Consider the following 19,461-nt stretch of genomic DNA (forward strand, 5'->3'; position numbering starts at 1 on the left):
AGATATATATCAACGAATATTGATCTATTTTCCGAGTTCACCTGATATTCTAACATAACCTTAAATAGAATGAAAAAAACGTTACAGCCGCCAAATATCATATACGAAAATGGCATGAAAATAAAACATTTGATATTATATTTTATTTATGATAAAATCATTTTTGCTTGAAAAATTTCATGTCTCAGTAGCTCAGCAGGATAGAGCAACGGCCTTCTAAGCCGTCGGTCGGGGGTTCGAATCCCTCCTGGGACGTTTATAAAAAGAAGCTTCCTTCGGGAAGCTTTTTTTTTTGCGTTCTGGGGATGAGAACCCCATGGGTTCGTCGGAGCATAGCCTTCGGGAGCATTCACTTCGCAGTCTCGACTGTAAGGAGAGTATCCCTCCTGGGACGTTATAAAAAGAAGCTTCCTTCGGGAAGCTTTTTTTTGCGTTCTGGGGATGAGAACCCCATGGGTTCGTCGGAGCATAGCCTTCGGGAGCATTCACTTCGCAGTCTCGACTGTAAGGAGAGTATCCCTCCTGGGACGTTATAAAAAGAAGCTTCCTTCGGGAAGCTTTTTTTTTGCGTTCAAGGGATAAGAACCCCAACGGGTTCGTCGGAGGAGCAGGGCTCAGCGCCTCGAAACGGCACCAAATCATGCCAACGATCACCAGTAACGCTATTGGCCCGATTGTTGGCGTTTTGAAATTCTAATGATCACCAGAGAGCTTATTTCTTCATTTTGGCGTTTTCTTGGGCATTTTCGTGCAATTTTGCCTAAATAGCGTTTCTGAGGATCGTTAGAATGGGAAAAGCCCCTTTTCCCGCTAAATAAGGTTACTCAGGATCGTTAGGAGGGTTAGGAGGGGACGCTTGGGTTGGAGCAATGCGAAACCTTCTGGATATCACCTCTACCTATAGATGTATCCACACTTTCATTACTATACTATTAGTATCTTTATTTTCATTACTATCTTTACACGGCACTTTCTATGCACTCCTCCCAGTTTTTATTAACTATCACTAGGTTTTACGCCTGCCTGAAGCTCACCTCTTACTATCTGCCTCTGATGCGCACTCTTGGAGCTACGCACTCCGCTCCACACATGCACTCTCTTACCCGCTTGATCCTGCTAACATGGCTATCTCCTCCAACACTGTTCACCTTCGTCCACTCTGCTTGTGTCTGTTTTGAGTCGCCCGAGATGGAGATACTGCATCTGTTAAGTTTTACATTTCATTGCCCCATGTTGACACACAATGTTATGCTTGCTTAATGGTCATTGTAACAATCCATACATAACCATTTTCTTGTGAGCCCATATTTTTCTTATGAGGCTATATTATTCAGCTCGCATATGACGGAGATCTTACTTCATATACACTCTTTTTCAACCAACGATAAACAGGAGATTGATTATGTCATCACATACCCAACAACAACACCAGCACATCCTTCCTTCAACGGAACAAGAACAGTCCCAGCACGGGACAGAGCAACCACAGCAGACATCCAGAAATTACGCGTTGTTACTTGCTGGAATCATCGTACTTGCCGCTACGATGCGTTCACCCATTACAGCCACAGGTCCCGTTGTCGAATTGATTCGTTCAGACACCGGGATCGGGCATACCATGGCTGGATTATTAACGTCACTGCCTTTGATTGCCTTTGCAGCTGTGTCACCTTTCGCCCCTCGCCTTGCCAAACGCTTTGGGCTGGAGACCGCCCTCTTGCTTGCAGTAATCATTGTTACGGGCGGTATTACTTTACGGCTGCTGCCCTCTATTGTCGCTTTATATGCAGGGACAGCTCTTCTTGGGTGCGGAATTGCGCTTAGCAATGTGCTCTTGCCAAGTCTGATCAAGCGTGATTTCCCGTTACGTGTCGGCATGGTCACAGGGCTGTACTCGGTTTCCATGAATATGTTTGCCTCGATCTCGTCAGGCATCAGTGTACCCGTAGCAAAAGCCACTTCGCTTGGATGGAGAGCCTCACTAGGGATGTGGGTCATCTTCTCCCTCTTGGCTGTTTTGCTATGGCTTCCCCAAGCATGGAAGGGCCGACAACAGATGTTATATGTCACCTCCCAAAACGAAGGCACGCCCTCACGACTACGAACGTCTTCCTTGGCTTGGTTCGTGACGTTGTTTATGGGGCTGCAGTCGTTCATTTTCTATACCACCATTACCTGGCTTCCCGAGATTCTGGCGGACCAAGGCTTCAGTGCCACCTCGGCAGGCTGGATGCTCTCTCTGATGCAGCTGGTGAGCGTTCCTGTCACCTTCATCGTGCCGATCCTTGCTGGAAGAACGAAGGACCAGCGACTGCTAACCACCATCACATGTATGTCTCTGATCTTCGGGTATGCCTTGTTATTTACCGGCACGCCTGCGCTAGTTACGACCGGAGTAGCGTTAGCCGGGGTTGGTGCAGGAGCTTCCTTTGGACTGGTCACCATGTTTTTTGTGCTACGCACCACTCATGCGCGAGAAGCTGCGCGTTTGTCGGGTATGGCTCAATCCTTCGGATATCTGCTTGCGGCGGGCGGCCCCTTGCTCTTTGGCCTGCTGCACGACTGGACCCATGGCTGGACACTCCCGTTGCTCATTCAGGTCTCTCTTGCAATTGTGCTGCTGGTAACCGGAATTCAGGCAAGCAAAGACCGAACCATTTCTTAGTTGGATAAAAAAACACCCCCAGGGACACGTCTCGCTCCCTCCCTGTAAGCACACAACAAGAAACAGCCTCGCCCTGTACTCAACAGGGGAGGCCGTTTCTCATATCTCGCTGTCGTACGTGCGGCTTTATGCCGGAACGGGCGAGGGCTTTACTTTTCCAGACAAAGATGATTTGATCGCATTTACTTTACCTTCACCTGAATGGTGTTGGTGCTTGTTGCTCCAGCAGCATTAACCAGCTCGGCCCGGTACGTATATGTGCCGGATGCTTTGCCCTTCACTGATGTCACAGCGAATTGCGGCAGCGGGGTTGTCGCTTTGAGGGATTGCGTATCAATCAACACATCGTTCTCATAAAGACGATACTCGGTTGCATTGGTACCCCACCAGAGATTCATCATCACTTTATAGTTCCCGTCCACGTCCCAGTTGTCATGAGAGAGCGTCGCTTTGCCAGGCAATGCATCGGTTACACGCACAGTAAGTTTCTGACTGCGTGTGACACCCTTGTCGTTAGCAAGCTCGGCAACATAAGTGTAGGTACCATTGGTTTTGCCTGTAATTTTCGTATGGGCAAACTGTGCCCAAGGCGCATTATACGTCAGCTTTTGTGAATCCACCAGCACGCCATCCTCATACAGCTTGTAGCTGGTCGCATTTTCACCCCACCACATGTTCATCGTTACCGTATAATCTCCACCCAACAGACCGTTAACAAAGCCGTTATTGTGGGATAAGGAAGGAGCGCCGGGTGCTTTGGTCGCTGGTGTTTCAGGCTCAGTCTGTGCAGACTCCACTTTAATGGTGGTGCTAGTCATTCCTGCAAGACCCTGCTCGTCTTTCACTGTTGTTTCTACCGTGTACGTGCCACCCTCAATACCCTCCAGGGCGTAATTGAAGCCGCCATCCGCTTGAACCGTAAATGTGCCTTCCTTCAACACGGAGCCATCTTCTTTTTTCACCACATAGGAAGCTTTCAACGCCGCAGTTGGATCAAACGTGATACTCCAGCCTTTGGCCAGTGCAGGAGCCACTCGGAAATACAGATCTTCCACAGATCCGTTAATCACCACAGCATCCTCGGCTTTAAACTCCAGGCTTTGTGGAGCTGTTACTGCTGGTGCAGTCTTTTTAACCAGAAAAGGAGGTGTATCTTCCTTATAAGTTTTGCTGTCAGCACCAATGGTTGTAATATCAACTGTATACAAGCCATCCGGCAGTGCAGCGACTTCACCTGATGTATAGTCAGCATACTGACCATCCCAAGCCAGGTTGTATCGGGTATTCGCATTAAAATTATAATAATTGCCGAAGATCGAGCCAAGGTATCCGTCTTGATAATAACCACCGTCCGGATCAAGGCCGTTATAGATTTCAATAAGCGCAAACGTCATTGGATTATGGAATTCCATAGCAACGTTCAACATATCCAGGGAGCCATCCGCCTTCAATGGATAGTAAAACGGATTTTTCGCAGTTCCTTTAACCGTTTCAATGTACTTCACTCCACTGAAGTTCACATTAAAGTGAGCCACATACGGCACCGTAAAAGTATTTGTGCCATTTGTAATTTCAATATATCCCTGTGCCTCTGTTGCCGCTGTAACCCCGCGAGGTACGGTAACGGTTACTGCCAATTCTTCCTCTCCATTCAGCGTGAATGAAGTTTTATCCACGGCAATAGATACGCCTGGCACCGTGCGAGTTGGATTCACGTTGACCGTGTACTCGCCACCGCTTCCGTTCAAGGCCTCAACCTTGATCGTTTTGGTGACTGTTTTTTCATCTGTACTCATAAAATTGCCATAGTTGATGCTGCCTGTGATGTTTTCTTTTTCAACAACCGAGCCATTCTCAGTGTACTGGGTAACATCCATGACTTTGACAAAAGCCGCAGGATCAATGGATTTTACCGCCTGGATACGGCCTGCACCTTGATCAAATACATCATATTTCGCTGTATCCATAATCTTAGCGTTATTCATCAGAGCAACCTTAACGTCAAAGGATGTCCAATCCGGGTGCTTTTCCAGCAGCAGTGCAGCCAGACCCGCTACGTGAGGTGCAGCCATGCTTGTACCACTTTTGCGGTCGTATGACTGCGAATAATCTGCATCTGGTTCATCTTTGCCGTAGGCAGGAACCGTAGACAAAATGTTGGAGCCCGGTGCAACGACATCCGGTTTAATATCGAGCGTTACTTTGGCAGGCCCGCGGGAGCTGGAAGAGCTCATCTCGTCCCCAGGTGTTTGAGTGCGCTCGAAATCACTGAAGCTCACTTGAACAGGTTGACCTGCATCCAGCTCAGCCTTGATCACTTCGCCATCTTCCTTCGACATGCTCAATGTAGGGATCAGATCGAAGCTGTCGCCAAGACTAATGCCAATGGGTCCAGGATTATTGTTAAACACGATGACACCTACAGCTCCAGCGGCTTTGGCATTCGCAATTTTCTCAACAAATGCAAGCTCGCCACGCTGAATCAAAGCCACTTTACCTGTGAAATCCTTGCCTTCAAAATCAGCCGGTTTACCCAAAGCTGCAAATTCAACACTATACTTGTCGGTCAAAACAGATTCAGGATCAGCCGCGAGACTCCAGCCCATCACATCCAGACGATAAACCGATTCGGTAACAGCCAAAGGCGCTTGCTCCGACTTGGCTGGTGCCATAGCTGCTTCTGTTGACTCGTTGTCGGCCTTCGTTGATTCGTCTGTAGCCTGATCAGGCTGCGATGCTTGTTGCTCCTCATCGGAGACTGCTGCATCTGCAGCATTTCCGTCATTTTGTGCAGTCGCCGCTTCCGCTGTGTCTCCTTCCGGTGCGTTTACGGGTGCGGACTCAGGAGCTGGTGCTTCGGGAGCGCTCCCCAGTTCAGGCGTTTGCTCATTCTCTGGAACCGGTTGCTGCTCAGGCGCTTCCTCCTGACCCTCTTCACCAACCCAGAAATGTGTATTAGCTGTGATCAGCTGGCTAGGACCTGTCGAGTTACCTACCGTAATCGCCATCGCAGATGCACCCGGCGAACCAAGCGTATAACGGTTAGGGCCGCTGTTACCGCTGGATACAACCGCCGTTACACCTGACAGCATTGCGTTGTTCAACGCGACCGATGTCACGTAGCTTGGATCATTGTTTTCGGCACCAAGAGACAGGTTGATGACATCCATGCCATCGGATACCGAACGGTCGATTCCCCCAAGCACCCATGATGTCTGTCCATTGCCATATGGCCCAAGAACACGATAAGCATAGACATCCGCTTCAGGAGCGATACCAACAATACCGTAGTCCCCTGCTTCACGAGCAGCTACCGTACCTGAAACGTGTGTGCCGTGAGATGTATAATAAGAGCTTCCTCTTTCATTTAACTCGGGCTGGCCCGATGCTTTCCACTCTTGATAAGTCGTTTCATATGGATCATTATCATTATCTACAAAATCCCATCCGCCTTTATAGGCATCACGCAGATTCGGGTGATTATAATCAATCCCGGTATCAATGACGCCCACTTTCACGCCTTTACCTTTATACCCCAGGTTCCATACTTCAGGAGCTCCGATAAAAGGTGCAGTATCTTTCATATGCGGATTAACTTCACCTTTGTCTGGTGCCAGGCTCACTTCAAGGTCAGGATATACACTGACTACGCCTGGTATTTGAAGCAATTGTCCCAATTGATTCCCCTTCAGTTCAAGGGCTACACCATTAAGGGCATATGCATAATTGTCCAGCACTTCATGTTTGATTTTTTTCTGAGTGAGGCTATGTACAAATGACTGTTGTTGTTCTTCAACTTGAGTCACAGCCTTTGTTTCCATAGAGGAGGTAAAAGATCTTCCAGAGAGGGTTGATTCGCCTTGCGCTACAGCAACAGGTTTATTGGATAGCTCAACGATGACGCGAGTATTCTCTCCGCCCAGCCCTTCCAGACTTTTATCCAAAAATGGATCTGCTGCAATTCGTGCTTCCCGACCAGCAAGCACTTCTCTCATTTGCTTTGCTTCGGCGCTGTTTAACGTATTATCCAGTTGAATTGCGGAATCTGCAGGAGCAGCTCCAGCCGCAGGCAGGATAAGTGAGAAAACCATAAGGACACTCAGTAACATGGATATCAATCGTTTATTCAAGGTTATGCCCTCCTTCATCGTGTGAATACCTCACCAATACGGGTTCTTGCTCTCTGTAAAACACTACAATACTTTCGACTACATTCACCGCCTATCTGCAAGATGTCTGACCCTTGGTAAATTATTCTACCAAAATATCACATTTTCCTTCTAAATACTTACATTATGATATAGAAATTACTTATATGGGTCTTTAGTAGGTTAAGCATTCGCATTTGTATATTCTTGTCGTTTGGATATTTAAACTTTAAACATCAGGCAGAAGAAAAGAAAAAAACATGCTTCTCCAAAGAGAAAAAAGCATGGTTTTTGAGTGGGTTTGATTCACTTTAGAACATTTTCAAGTAGTGGAAGAAGGTGCATTTGCACTCCTTTTTTAAAGATTAAAATTCATATAACAAAGAATTAAATTTATTTAAACCTGATTATTCGGCTTAAATGCTTCAATGCGCAGTCGCTTGTAATCTGCATAAATCGCGTCAGCCTGCCACAGCTTAGGGCTTACGATGTCCCTAATTTCACGACACCATGCCTTCACCTGTTCGGGATTAAACCCCTTAAAATAGTCGTCTCCGAAATGAGTCAGCCAACCTACGATTCCATCCTTTCCATCCTCCAGCTTCGTAGGACGGTCATAGTGGTAGGCCTGACGAACCATAAACCCTCTATCCTCTAAAATACGGCTGTATTGCCCGATGGTCGGAAAATACCATGGATTACGTGCGGCAGCATTGATACCCGTGTACCGCGCCAGCACTTCCTCCAACGCCTCTACAATAATCTGCACGTTCCCCTGACCGCCAAATTCAGCCACAAATCTCCCTCCCGGCTTGAGAGCATGCCACACACAGTCTACAACGTTTTGCGAATTACGCATCCAGTGCAATGCAGCATTGGAAAAAACCGCATCATATGCTCGCTCTGTATGAAACTGTTCACCATCTGCCTCTACGAACTCCAATTGCGGGAACTTTTGCTTTGCCCGGGCAATCATATCCGAGGAAGCATCCATGCCCGTCACCTCTGCTCCAAACAGTGAAATCTCATGCGTTAAATCCCCTGTTCCACAACCGAGATCAAGGATGTACTCCCCTGTTTTGGGACGCAGCCAGGAGATCAGATCTTTTCCATACTCCGATACAAATGCCAGCTGATCGTCGTATTCCTCGGCTTGCCACTGATTAATGGATTTCATATGCTCCACCGTCGCTTTCCTAGTTGATAGATATATTGTGACACACCCGTGCTTATTGTTTAAATATATATAATCTATTTGATTCATAGGCAAAACCAATAAAAGAAGCCATTAAAAGCAAAAAGCTTCTTTGTATAACGTCCCAGGAGGGATACTCTCCTTTCTGTCGAGACTGCGAAGCATATGCTTTCGAGGCTTAGGCTCCGACGAACCATTGGGGTTCTCATCCCTTGAACGTAAAAAAAGCTTCCCGAAGGAAGCTTCTTTGTGTGACGTCCCAGGAGGGATACTCTCCTTACAGTCGAGACTGCGAAGTGAATGCTCCCGAAGGCTTAGGCTCCGACGAACCATTGGGGTTCTCATCCCTTGAACGTAAAAAAAGCTTCCCGAAGGAAGCTTCTTTTTGTGACGTCCCAGGAGGGATTCGAACCCCCGACCGACGGCTTAGAAGGCCGTTGCTCTATCCTGCTGAGCTACTGAGACAAATATGTATAACAAAAATGCGGAACGTTCTCTATTATACTCCGATTTCTATATTTTTCAATAGTTTTATTAAAAATTAATAATGTATCCATCAAACACCCTGATACGTATAAGTTACATACTGCTACCCGAGGCCGAATAGGCTCGTGTTTTTGAGGTAATAGTAATAACACCCTCCCCGTAGGAAGCATATGCAGAATCCTGCACCCAAATTTAACCATTATGTATTGATTACCAGGACCTCGCCTGCTTATTCAACTTCCCTCTTGCAGGGTAATTGGTTTGCATACATACATTTGAGAGCTTTATTGAAGGAGCGATTTATTATGAGACAACTTTTATCATCACTATCCTATTTCAGCATCTTCTTTGCCCCTTTTCTCTTTCCTATCATTGTTTGGATTGTTGCTCGGGATGAATACATTGAAGGACATGCAAAGCGCGCACTCTTCTCCCACGTCTTCCCGTTCCTTGCTGCGATTCCGCTGCTCTATTTCTTCGTGACCTCCCAAAGCGCTGGATCGGCTGTTGGTTTTGTTGTTTTGTTCTTTGTAATTTATGGACTGAGCTTTGTCTACAATATTGTAAAAGGCATTCAGGTCCTGCGTGAATACTACTGATTGTCCGGCAAATCATATCCCATCTGCTTCTCAATTTATATATGGCCATTCCGCTCAGACTATAATAACAACAACATTACAACACCCCCTCCGTACTCTAACGGCGGGGGTGTCTGCTTTGTCTCCAGCACATTCAAAATCAAATCAATTTCAATTCATTCTACACTACCTTGATCTCCCACTCTGTTTGTCTCATCTCTCAAGCCTGACCAATCAAATAACGCTGAAGCGTGGGGCCAAGCAAGCCAAACGCAAACAGATTACTTTGAAACTGCGCCTTGTCCTCCTCGGCAGTGATTCCCTCACTATTCTCAAACGCCGTGTCTGTTGCATCTTCAAAGGCTGTATGCATGTTATTGTTGTACCAGTCAATCGCTGCATCCGAATGATTGCGCACAATGCGCACCACCTGAAGCTCATTCCCCGGTTGGGTTGAGGCAACATAGACAAGCAATGAGGGATCTCCAGCGTTGCCAGGCTGTACTTCAACTTCTGCACAAGATAATCCATCCACTTCCGTTAATCTACGTATTTTAGCATCCTGAATGGCATACATCTTCATCTCTCTCCTTTTGTTCTGATCCGTTGCTTCAGTCCAATCATGTTGCTCGCTTTGCTCATGTCGTTTGTTCAATCTGTTGCCTGGTCTCCGGTGTGCCTAGTCGGTAAATCTCCCGATATACCTGCTGCAAGACCGTCTCGTATGCACGATTCACATCATGTTCTGGCGTATCCGGCCACGGAAATACCATTCCGGGAAAGGCTTCTTCTTCCTTTTCCTGCATAAGATAAAGCAATCCCAGTAAATGTTCAGCTTCCTGCGGTGTGGCCTGAATAACCCATTCATATGATGTTGCAGAGGAATCAGGTATAACCGAGCGACCCATGACAGACACGTAATAGTTGATCCTGTCCATTGCATGCTCTCTCCTTCACAGGTAGCTAGAAGCTGATATCCCTAGATGTAGTTTCCGAAGAGGACAGACATTTTATGCCTGCATTCGGCATATATTTGTTACGACTTCTGACGAAAAAGACAACATTTGCTAGCTGCTCTCCACTCATAGCAGCATACGGATGAACGACTCGACCAAGAAAGGATGAACAAACCATGTGCGGTATAACCGGCTTCGTGCAGTGGAATCGGGATTTGACGCAGGAATCGGAGCTGCTGGTCCGGATGACGGATAGCTTATCGAACCGCGGGCCCGACGCTTCAGGTACGTGGATTTCCAACCCTTGTGCTTTTGGACACCGCCGCCTTAGCGTAATGGACCCGGAGAACGGGGCACAGCCCATGCATGCATTACAAGGAGATACCTCCTATACCGTTGTGTATAACGGAGAACTATACAACGCACCCGAGTTGAAGAAGGAGCTTCTTCAGCGTGGACATCACTTCCGCACTCAATGTGACACCGAAGTGCTGCTTGCCTCATATATCGAATGGGGACCTGCATGCGTTGAAAAGTTTAACGGAATATTTGCTTTTGCCATCTGGGATGGCGGACGCGAGCAGGTCTTCATGGCCCGTGACCGTTTAGGGGTCAAACCTCTGTTTTACAGCCATGCGAAGGACGCCCTTATTTTTGGCTCCGAGCCCAAAGCTCTGCTGCTTCACCCGGATGTAGAAGCCGTCGTTGGCCCGGAAGGGCTGGCAGAGATATTTATTGTTGGTCCTGCACGAACACCGGGACACGGCGTATATTCCTCTCTTCATGAGTTAAAGCCCGCTCACGCAATGATTTACAGTCGTAATGGCATTAAAACCTATGCCTATTGGAAGCTCGAATCCGTCAACCATGAACATAACCTGGAGGAGACTGCCGTTGAAGTGCGCCGATTGTTACAGGATACGCTGGAGCGCCAGTTAGCTTCCGATGTTCCTGTATGCTCCCTTTTATCCGGCGGCCTGGATTCCAGCGCCCTGTCTGCATTGGCAGTTGACTATTATAATCGAACAGGGCAAGGTCAAATCAGCACATATTCCGTCGATTATGTTGATAATGCCAAGCACTTTCAAGCACATTCCTTCCAGCCCGGTGCAGACGGCCCGTGGATTCAACGGATGGTGGATGAGCTCAAAACCGATCATCACTGGATCGAGATTGAGAACGGAGAGCTTGTTCACGCACTGAGTCAGGCTATGCTGGTACGAGATTTGCCGGGTATGGCAGACGTTGATTCATCGCTGTATTTATTCTGTAAGGAGATTAAAAAAGGAGCCACTGTCGCCATCTCCGGCGAGGCCGCTGATGAGGTATTTGGCGGTTATCCATGGTTCCACCGGGATGAGATGCTGAACTCCGGCACTTTTCCTTGGTCTGTAGCACCTGACATGAGAGCCGGATTACTTTCTCAGGACATTCGCGAATGGATCAGACCACTTGACTATCTTGCAGACCGATATTCGGATGCGGTTGCCGAGGTTCCGTTACTGGATGGGGAAACAGGGAAGACAGCTCAGATGCGCGTCATGTCCTATTTGAATATTACCCGTTTCATGCCTACACTCTTGGATCGCAAAGATCGGATGAGTATGGGGGCTGGTCTGGAAGTGCGAGTCCCTTACTGCGATCACCGGCTGATTCAGTACGTGTTTAACATTCCCTGGGAAATGAAAATCACCGGTGGACGAGAGAAGGGAATATTGCGAAAAGCACTTGAAGGCGTACTGCCGGATGATGTGTTATATCGTAAAAAGAGTCCTTATCCCAAAACGCATAACCCTCAGTATCTGGCAGCGGTTAAACAGCAGGTGCTTGATATTCTGGATGATCCAGCATCCCCAATCCTTCCGTTAATTGACAAAGTACAGATTCGAAATCTGGCCTCTTCCCCTGAAGCCTCCTCCAATCTGCCATGGTTTGGACAATTAATGTCAGGACCTCAGTTATTTGCTTATTTGACCCAGATCAACGGTTGGTTAAAAACATATAACGTTGCTATCCGATAATTCTGCCGAAACGGATATCACCGATATCTATTCAGTGGTCAGCATCTGGTATTATGTGATTATAAGTAAGCAAAAATGCCCTTACACCACCAAAACGGTGTAAGGGCATTTCTCCACACACTTGAATTATGAGACTTTAAAACGAGCAACCGACTGCTGCAGCATTTCAGCCATTGATGAAAGATCATTAGCAGCGGAAGCAATCTCCTGCATCGCAGATAACTGCTCCTCACTTGTCGCGCTCACTTCCTCTGTTCCTGCGGCCGCACTCTCCGTAACCTCCATAATCGACTTCATGGATGCATTAATCTGCTCCACCCCTGCGTTCATCTGCTCAATCGAAGCCGATACCTCCTGAGTCTGTCCAGCCACACCACTAACTGCGTTGCGAATATCTTCGAAAGTTCCTCCAGCTTGACGCACCAACTGAATGCCTTCCTCAACTTCGGATGACACGACACTCATAGATTGTGCAGCATTTTTCATACCTGACTCAATAGACGAAACCAGAGTCACAATCTCCCCCGCAGATTGCGCCGATTGCTCTGACAGCTTTCGAACTTCAGTAGCAACAACCTGAAAGCCACGTCCATGCTCTCCAGCTCTCGCTGCTTCAATCGCTGCATTAAGCGATAGCAGATTTGTCTGTGCCGAAATTTCAGAGATGGTATCAACCATTTTCACAATATCTGTGGAATGTTTACTCAGTTCCTCGATGACTTTAGCAAGGCCGGAAACCGTAGTTTGAATAGAGTTCATCTGCCCCACCGCTGAGCGAATGGATTCACTACCAGAGATCGTTTGGGCCGAAGCCTCTGCAGCTTGCTCCGAAACAAGACTTGTATTCTCCGCTACCTGCTGAAAACCAATTGCAAGCTCATTCATCGTCTGGAAGCCTTCGCTAACCATATTTACTTGCGTATCCATGCCTGATGCAATTTCTTCCATCGTCTTCGCCACTTGCTCCGTAGCAGTCGCGGTCTGCTCTGTACTTGCCGTCAACTCCTCCGAAGAAGCCGCCACACGCTCCGCACCATCACCCACCTGATGAATCAGTGCACGTAAATTACCAGACATCGTATTAAACGCCTGCGCCATTTCTCCAATCTCGTCCTTGTTGCGAACAACAAGCGGCTCCCCTGTTAAATCCCCCTCCGCAATCCGGTTCGCAGCCTGCGCAACAGACTGAACCGGTTTGGAGATTATTCCGCCTATAATAATCGCAATGATCAAACCTGCAACAATAGATACACCACCCATGATGCTGATCCAGCGAAGGACCTGAGCTACCTGAGTGTTCACCGCAGCAATTCCTTCATCCATTGCTTTTTGCTGATGAGTCTCCATAGCCTCTACAATTTTCTCAAACTCACCAATGATCTGCGGTCCGGTTCCTTCCATTAACCGAGATAGTTCCTCTGTACTGCCTTGTTTGGTCAACGACATTATATTTTTAGCAAAATCATAATACTTGCCCATCATTTCGTCGGATCTTGCCATATTATCTTTCATCGTCGAGCTTGCAATGGTTAACTTTAATGCTTCACCCGTTTTTATGTAATCTTCGTACGACTTCGTAAATGCATCCTCATTCTCCTGAACAGGCTTCATAATGTAGTTCCTTAAAGCCACTTGCTGTGACTTCAGATCAATCGACATATTTTTGATCATCAGCAATTTGCTTGTCCTGTCATTTATTAAATTGGTATACGTTTTCTCCAGACTTACAAATTGCGAGTACGATGTAACTGTAACCGCTACCAGCAATAATAATACAGATGAAAAACCAATAAGTAATTTTTGACTAATTGATACTCTTTTCACGTTGATTCCTCCCGATAGTCATTAAAAGGATGTACATTATACGTTTGCGTAACCAACCCTCCTTTATTGAGTCAAAAGACCTATATGAAGATGAAGTCAATATAATAAACATACATACAATCTTACAAACAGGTCTTTATTACTAATTAATACTAACCCAAAAGACGATAAACTTGAATCACAAAATGATCTTTTTCGTCAAAAAAATTAAGTCAAGACCTATTTTATTGTAATTCATTTACATTAATCCAATGCCAAATTGAACAAAAAATACCCTTCAGTGCGGTTCGCACACAAACCTCACGGTTTGAAGCAAGCCCTTGCTGAAGGATTGATTTATTGATGCATAAATGCCGGATTTCGTTCAAGCAGTCCTTGGCCGAATGTGTCTCTGAACGGAGAATCCTGCATATGAATATACCCGATATAACAGCCGCATTTTTTCATACCGCAAGGCCGTTCTGCTGACAGAGCCTGCAAGCCATCACGATAGAGATGACCAATGATGCGGCGATCCTTGTAACATCTTTTTACATGCCCCGAGCCCTGAACATAAAAAACATCCTCCCCTGCGGCGCATCGTTTACCTAAACTATCATAGTCCTGCAAATTCCCTTCAAACAGCGGGTCGATTCCACGCAGAAACTGAACCTCGTCCGAGGTATAATATTTGGGCCGATCCTTAAACGCATTGATCCACATGTAGACATCATGAGGCAACGCCTTCCTCATCGCTTCGATGGCTGGAAACGCACTACGCAGCCCTACCGTACCTACACTAAAAGAAAGTCCCATCTCTCGTAAAGTCATGCATTGCTTGACAAAAGAACTCTCCTTCGTCTCTCTGGGATGATACGTTGCCCAAAAAGCCGCTTTATCAGCATCTAGCTCACGTGCCCAATCCAGCTTGACCGACAGATTGGTTTGGATGGCTACCTTCTGCACATGGGGCATATGGGATAATTCAACCATCGCTTCCCGATACCATCGACGGACAAGGGCCTCTCCGTATGGATTAAAAAAGATCGAGAAACGATGCCCATGTCGCTCCTGTTCTCTCACCCATTTTACAAACTGCCGGAGCTGCTGCTGATCTGTAGTTAACGTTTCTTTGGAATCCACCGTTTTGCTGAAAGGGCAATAGGGACAATCATAGTTACAGGAAGACAGCTTCCCCCGATAATACAACGTCGCTCTCATGAGAAAACAAATCCTTCCATCTGCTCCCGAACGTCCGCAGAAATCAGCCAATCTCCAATGGCATCGGAGTAACCCAGTCCGTCCTCTGTCAAACGCAGCACTTGCTCACCTGCATCCCGCTCGAAGCATGCCATATCCTCTTCCAGCAGTTCCATCAACCATGGGTAGTCAGACATGACATCTGTCCCGAAGCGCTCCTGGTAAGCAGTAAGCATCAGTCCCTCCCGATGGAGCAGTGCTTTTAAAATAAAACGGCGTCTCTGCTCTTCGCGGGTTAACACAATGCCATAATCCGCTATATCATAGCGCTTCGAGCTAACATAATCGGCAATAATGCTCTGTGTCGCTTTGTAGGTTACGCCATACTTGGAAGCATAGTGCACCTCGCTTGTATAGGAGCGTGCGCCACATCCAAGGCCAACCATCCCCTCTTCCTGACAGCTGTAGGGCAGCAATGCTTTGGCAGAGGATTGCGGTTTGGCAAATCGCCGCATGGAATGCTGCGTATAGCCTTTGCTTTTTAGCAGCTCACGTGCAGCCTTATACAGCTCCATGCGAATATCGGGTCCCTGACGCTGAATATCTTCCGGCTTCACAATGGTATTTTCTCTTGTATACAAGGGATAAATAAATACTTCCCCCGGCTCGTAAGCCAACACTCGTTCAAGTGAATACGTCCACGACTCCACCGTTTGACCAGGCAGCCCATAGATCAGATCCAGATTCAATAGTGGAAAGTCATGACGCACCAGCTTCTCCAGCGCCCGCTCAACCTCCTGCGGTTTTTGCGGACGATAGATCGCGGATGCCTCCGCTTCGATGAAGCTCTGAATGCCCATGCTGACTCGATCCACTCGCCGCTCCTTCAGAATACTTAACTTGCTATCTGTTACCGTGTCTGGTGATGTCTCCACCGAGATCGAGGCCTGCTCCGGGTTAAGGCCCATAGTATGTTCTGCAATGTCAAACAGACGGCTCAGTTGTGCCTCATTCAGTAGGGTTGGTGTTCCCCCACCAATGGCAAATCTCGAATATGGCCTGCGCGATGTAATGGGTGCCCATTGCTTTGCTTGACGTTCAAGTGCATGCACATATTGCTCATGACTGTCCTGCCGCTTGTCCGGCAAAGTGAACAGGTTGCAGAATCCGCAGCGGGCAGCGCAAAAGGGAATATGCATGTACAAAAAATAAGTTTCGGTCTCTTCCTTGTCCCACAACGACTGTAGTGGAATGGGGGGCTTTAGCTCCCGATATGCCGTCTTGTGCGGATAGGAGTACAGATAGGAACGATAAGGGAATGTCAGCACGTCACGCAGACTTGATGCCGGATCATTACCAGACGTTGCAGTTCTTGTTGTCATTCGCTCGGAATAATCATTCACCCTGCTTCCTCCTTATAAAATAAATTCACGGTACGGCACGGTCCAGACGACATCATGTGCAAGTCGATGTCCGTGGTACCCATCTTCTCCATAAGCTGTACCATGATCCGAAAAAACCAGACAGAAGGTTGGACGCTCACGCGCTCTCATCGCTGAAAACAAGGGTCCCAATGCCTTGTCCACATATCGCAGAGCTGCGCGCTGAGTCTCCACCGAGTCCTCTCTAGCTCCTTCAACAAAATAATGATTAGGTCCGTGAATAGCTGATACATTCATAAACAGAAACAGCTTTTCGTCGGGTGCAGTCTGACCAAGCAGTTTTAATGCATGGTTCACCTGATTTTCTGTGGACCTCGGATGGGTTACACCAAAATTCATTCGCCAGTAACTTTGCTGGAAATAACCAGGCAGCACCTTGGCAAGAGGATTTTTTTTCGTGAAAAAAATAACCCCGCCAATACAGATCGTACGGTACCCCTCAGCCGCAAAGCCGGACACGATATCCGGTGTATCAAACAGCCACGTATGAGGGTGAGTTTTCATTCCCGTGTTCCGTGAATGGAACAGCCGGATATGTGATGCCTTGTCTGTATTGGCCGGTGTAGGCATAAAGCCGCCAAAAAAAGCATGATGTGCAGCATAGGTAAAGCTTCCAGGGGTATGCCTTTTCTCCCAGGTACCTGAACCACACAGATTAGGGCAATGCTGCTCCTCCAGCTTGGCGACGTCATAACGAAGTGTATCTAGTGTAATCATCAATATATCGTGGGAGCCCACAATGGTGTTCATATCAGGCATGTGTTACAGGCTCCTTTCGTAAGAGCATCATTTGCCATTCATACGTGTTCAAGCCGTGATGCTGAACCCTGTATAACAAATCTCCGAACGGATTCACATCCAGCACATAGGCTCGGGGATTCATCCCCCCCGTAAGCATCACGTCGATGCCAGCCGACCATGACTCAGGAAAAGTCATCATCGTCTGCTGTGCTGCCTGCTGGATCATCGACATATGCTGCTCACTCACACCCGCCTCGGCTGGCAGCATCCGTTCGTTACGTAAATGCAAGTTCGTTATCGGTGTACGGCTCAGACGCATGATTGCATGCCCCGCCTGCCCAGCAGCAACGAGTTGCCGAATATCATAAACGTGTTGACCCAGCGTTGCTTTGGGCATCCAGCGTTCGATCTGAGCCCCTTCAGCACAGAGCCAGTCCATGAGAATCCCGATTTCGTCAGGGCTGGTATACTTCCGAAGCTTCCCCTCATTGTAGAAAATGTTCTTTCCCCGAACAGCCTCCATGCCGACCGTAGTTGTTGCGATCTCCGCACCCGTCCGCGGATTCATCTGGTAAGCAACCACCCCGGAAGCACCCGAGCCACAGGCAAGCTTGACAAAGACCCGATGCATCCGCGAGTCTTCCATCGCCGCACGTAACGTTTCCCGGCATGTGACAGGCTGTGAGGACGATAATAATGGCGGCACTGAAATCCCATGGCGTGCCAAATGGCGCTGACAGGCTCTTTTGTCAAACATCAGGCCAATATCCTCCGGCTCATTCCAGAAGCGCACATCCGGCCACACTTCCCGCGCCTCCACCCTGATCCGTTCAAGGCAAGCCTTCCAGCCGCGAAACCATTGAGCAGGGGCATAAATTCTTCCCCACTGCTGCTTCAATGTGAGACAGGCTTCGGCGGACAACATCTCCTGGCCAATCATTGGTGGAGATGAGGACAACACATTGGTCACGACGGACTCTATTCCTGCTAGCTCGAGTCCTGTAGCACCCGATATTTGATTGCTGCACATCTCATTCTCTGTTGCGCCAAGATGTAACAGCCCCCGCTCCACATGCCAGTCTTCGCCCGGAGCATCCAGCCGAATCAATGGAGCAGAAGAGAGGAGACTGGACTTCACAAGCTCGGCCAGCGTTCCTCCCTGTCTCCAGGTCCGAAGCAACTTTTCATACGACAACACCACTGCCGGGCACATGCCCATTCGTTCCCTGGCCTCCTGCAATCCTGAGGTCCGCCGATTGTCGGGATTGCCGATCAATAACAAAGGCTGTTCATCCGGCATGAATTATTCCGTCAGCATCGGGAAGCGCCAGTCTTCCTCGTCACTTTCCTGCTGGTCACTGACATCCACCGTGATGCCCGATTGTTCCCAACGAGCCACCATCTCGTCTGACATATAATGATAGCTCAGATTGAGATGTTTAAGCTGTTTGATCTTGTCACTTGCCAGCAGTGCTTCCGCACCCTCATCGGATAAGGTTCCCTCGGAGAGATCAAGCACCTGAAGCTGGTCGAGAATCGGAGCGTTCGCCGCCGCTTTGGCGATCTCGTCCTGAATCTCACTGTTCTTCAGACCCAGATACTCGAGCTTAGGGAAACGTCCCTGCTCAAGTAATGGCAACACATCGTTGATCGAAGCATCGAAGCCGTAATCCTCCACCCCCAAATACAGTTCAAGCTTGCGCAGCCCAGGCAGCTCGGCTGCAGCAATGGAGCTTAATACGGCCTTCGGAAGTCCTCCGCAGATGATAATTAACTCTTCAAGCTTGCCATGCTGAAGGGGCTCCAGCTCCAAGCCGCTACTGCCCTTGATCACAAAGGAGGTCAGATTCGGGAAGGCTTGTACCAAGGGTGAGAGATTGGTCTGTACAATCCAGGATACCTCACACTCCTCGGATTCCATATCTCCGATGAACAGCTGCTTCAAAGCCGGGAAGCTCGGAGCAAGCTCAATCAGCGTATCCTTGAAATCCTGCGGTGAATTTTCATAGGCTTGTCCCCAATCTCCAATGATCAGACTTTCCAGCGATGCTGCTTCCGGTTTCGAGGCCAATTCACGGATCAACGTTTCCATCCGCATGCCTTCTTCGTAATCATCATAAGACACCACCAGCTTGACTTCCTGCATGTCAAATCCCTCCCGTTTATGGTTCCATAATCATTTGCTATTTTGAATGTTAACCCATACCCGGCCTGACTTGCAACTTC

13 protein-coding genes and 2 tRNA genes are annotated in these 19,461 nt (G+C 47.9%); 4 read left to right on the forward strand and 11 right to left on the reverse strand.

The window, feature by feature from the left end; translation table 11 throughout:
- Positions 1–181 precede the first annotated feature (181 nt).
- Both DFQ00_RS23580 and DFQ00_RS23585 read left to right on the forward strand, forming a co-directional pair.
- Positions 182–255, forward strand: a tRNA-Arg gene (locus DFQ00_RS23580).
- 1,147 nt (positions 256–1,402) lie between these two features.
- Entirely contained in the window at positions 1,403–2,665 is a 1,263-nt protein-coding gene (locus DFQ00_RS23585) for a CynX/NimT family MFS transporter (RefSeq protein WP_110898918.1), read from the forward strand.
- Between the two features lie 182 nt (positions 2,666–2,847).
- Here DFQ00_RS23585 and DFQ00_RS23590 read toward each other — a convergent pair whose 3' ends face one another.
- From DFQ00_RS23590 to DFQ00_RS23600, 3 genes are all read right to left on the reverse strand, one after another.
- A complete protein-coding gene (locus DFQ00_RS23590; RefSeq protein WP_167433815.1) occupies positions 2,848–6,795 on the reverse strand; it encodes a S8 family serine peptidase in 3,948 nt (1,315 codons plus the stop codon).
- 415 nt (positions 6,796–7,210) lie between these two features.
- Complete coding sequence (locus DFQ00_RS23595; protein ID WP_110898947.1) at positions 7,211–7,990, reverse strand: class I SAM-dependent methyltransferase; 780 nt, start codon at positions 7,988–7,990, stop codon at positions 7,211–7,213.
- A gap of 409 nt (positions 7,991–8,399) precedes the next feature.
- Positions 8,400–8,473, reverse strand: a tRNA-Arg gene (locus DFQ00_RS23600).
- A 326-nt stretch (positions 8,474–8,799) separates the two neighbouring features.
- Here DFQ00_RS23600 and DFQ00_RS23605 point away from each other — a divergent pair.
- Positions 8,800–9,093 (forward strand): magnetosome magnetite crystal formation protein family, encoded by a 294-nt coding sequence (locus tag DFQ00_RS23605; RefSeq protein ID WP_110898920.1) that lies wholly within the window; start codon positions 8,800–8,802, stop codon positions 9,091–9,093.
- Positions 9,094–9,292: 199 nt separating this feature from the next.
- Here the strand turns inward: DFQ00_RS23605 and DFQ00_RS23610 are convergent, their stop codons facing one another.
- Positions 9,293–9,649: a hypothetical protein gene (locus DFQ00_RS23610; RefSeq protein WP_110898921.1), complete on the reverse strand. Its 357-nt coding sequence runs from the start codon at positions 9,647–9,649 to the stop codon at positions 9,293–9,295.
- A 61-nt stretch (positions 9,650–9,710) separates the two neighbouring features.
- Entirely contained in the window at positions 9,711–10,010 is a 300-nt protein-coding gene (locus tag DFQ00_RS23615) for a hypothetical protein (protein ID WP_110898922.1), read from the reverse strand.
- 194 nt (positions 10,011–10,204) lie between these two features.
- Here DFQ00_RS23615 and asnB point away from each other — a divergent pair, with 194 nt between their 5' ends.
- A complete protein-coding gene (gene asnB / locus DFQ00_RS23620; protein WP_110898923.1) occupies positions 10,205–12,049 on the forward strand; it encodes an asparagine synthase (glutamine-hydrolyzing) in 1,845 nt (614 codons plus the stop codon).
- A 126-nt stretch (positions 12,050–12,175) separates the two neighbouring features.
- Here the strand turns inward: asnB and DFQ00_RS23625 are convergent, their stop codons facing one another.
- The 6 genes from DFQ00_RS23625 to DFQ00_RS23650 all read right to left on the reverse strand — a co-directional run bounded on the left by DFQ00_RS23625 (position 12,176) and on the right by DFQ00_RS23650 (position 19,381).
- The gene (locus tag DFQ00_RS23625) at positions 12,176–13,873 is read right to left on the reverse strand and encodes a methyl-accepting chemotaxis protein (RefSeq protein WP_110898924.1); all 1,698 of its coding nucleotides are present in this window, start codon (positions 13,871–13,873) and stop codon (positions 12,176–12,178) included.
- A gap of 336 nt (positions 13,874–14,209) precedes the next feature.
- Complete coding sequence (locus DFQ00_RS23630) at positions 14,210–15,073, reverse strand: STM4011 family radical SAM protein (protein WP_110898925.1); 864 nt, start codon at positions 15,071–15,073, stop codon at positions 14,210–14,212.
- Entirely contained in the window at positions 15,070–16,434 is a 1,365-nt protein-coding gene (locus tag DFQ00_RS23635) for an STM4012 family radical SAM protein (protein WP_110898948.1), read from the reverse strand. The genes DFQ00_RS23630 and DFQ00_RS23635 overlap by 4 nt, the downstream gene beginning before the upstream one ends.
- A gap of 33 nt (positions 16,435–16,467) precedes the next feature.
- Positions 16,468–17,253 carry an STM4013/SEN3800 family hydrolase gene (locus tag DFQ00_RS23640; protein WP_110898926.1) on the reverse strand — a complete coding sequence of 262 codons (786 nt, stop codon included), beginning with the start codon at positions 17,251–17,253 and terminating at the stop codon, positions 16,468–16,470.
- Positions 17,246–18,535: an STM4014 family protein gene (locus tag DFQ00_RS23645; protein ID WP_110898927.1), complete on the reverse strand. Its 1,290-nt coding sequence runs from the start codon at positions 18,533–18,535 to the stop codon at positions 17,246–17,248. Before DFQ00_RS23645 ends, DFQ00_RS23640 begins: the two co-directional genes overlap by 8 nt.
- 3 nt (positions 18,536–18,538) lie before the next feature.
- Positions 18,539–19,381, reverse strand: coding sequence for an STM4015 family protein (locus tag DFQ00_RS23650; RefSeq protein ID WP_110898928.1), 843 nt, complete (start codon positions 19,379–19,381; stop codon positions 18,539–18,541).
- Between the last annotated feature and the right edge of the window lie 80 nt (positions 19,382–19,461).

Source organism: Paenibacillus barcinonensis, from assembly GCF_003217495.1.
GTDB classification, from domain to species: Bacteria; Bacillota; Bacilli; order Paenibacillales; family Paenibacillaceae; genus Paenibacillus; species Paenibacillus barcinonensis.

What these genes read in the sequence shown, in the direction of transcription:
- asnB (WP_110898923.1), top strand. Translation starts at nt 10,205, where the DNA reads ATGTGCGGTATAACCGGCTTCGTGCAGTGGAATCGGGATTTGACGCAG.
- DFQ00_RS23610 (WP_110898921.1), bottom strand. Translation starts at nt 9,649, where the DNA reads ATGTATGCCATTCAGGATGCTAAAATACGTAGATTAACGGAAGTGGAT.
- DFQ00_RS23640 (WP_110898926.1), bottom strand. Translation starts at nt 17,253, where the DNA reads ATGCCTGATATGAACACCATTGTGGGCTCCCACGATATATTGATGATT.
- DFQ00_RS23645 (WP_110898927.1), bottom strand. Translation starts at nt 18,535, where the DNA reads ATGCCGGATGAACAGCCTTTGTTATTGATCGGCAATCCCGACAATCGG.
- DFQ00_RS23650 (WP_110898928.1), bottom strand. Translation starts at nt 19,381, where the DNA reads ATGCAGGAAGTCAAGCTGGTGGTGTCTTATGATGATTACGAAGAAGGC.
- DFQ00_RS23630 (WP_110898925.1), bottom strand. Translation starts at nt 15,073, where the DNA reads ATGAGAGCGACGTTGTATTATCGGGGGAAGCTGTCTTCCTGTAACTAT.
- DFQ00_RS23585 (WP_110898918.1), top strand. Translation starts at nt 1,403, where the DNA reads ATGTCATCACATACCCAACAACAACACCAGCACATCCTTCCTTCAACG.
- DFQ00_RS23595 (WP_110898947.1), bottom strand. Translation starts at nt 7,990, where the DNA reads ATGAAATCCATTAATCAGTGGCAAGCCGAGGAATACGACGATCAGCTG.
- DFQ00_RS23605 (WP_110898920.1), top strand. Translation starts at nt 8,800, where the DNA reads ATGAGACAACTTTTATCATCACTATCCTATTTCAGCATCTTCTTTGCC.
- DFQ00_RS23635 (WP_110898948.1), bottom strand. Translation starts at nt 16,434, where the DNA reads ATGACAACAAGAACTGCAACGTCTGGTAATGATCCGGCATCAAGTCTG.
- DFQ00_RS23615 (WP_110898922.1), bottom strand. Translation starts at nt 10,010, where the DNA reads ATGGACAGGATCAACTATTACGTGTCTGTCATGGGTCGCTCGGTTATA.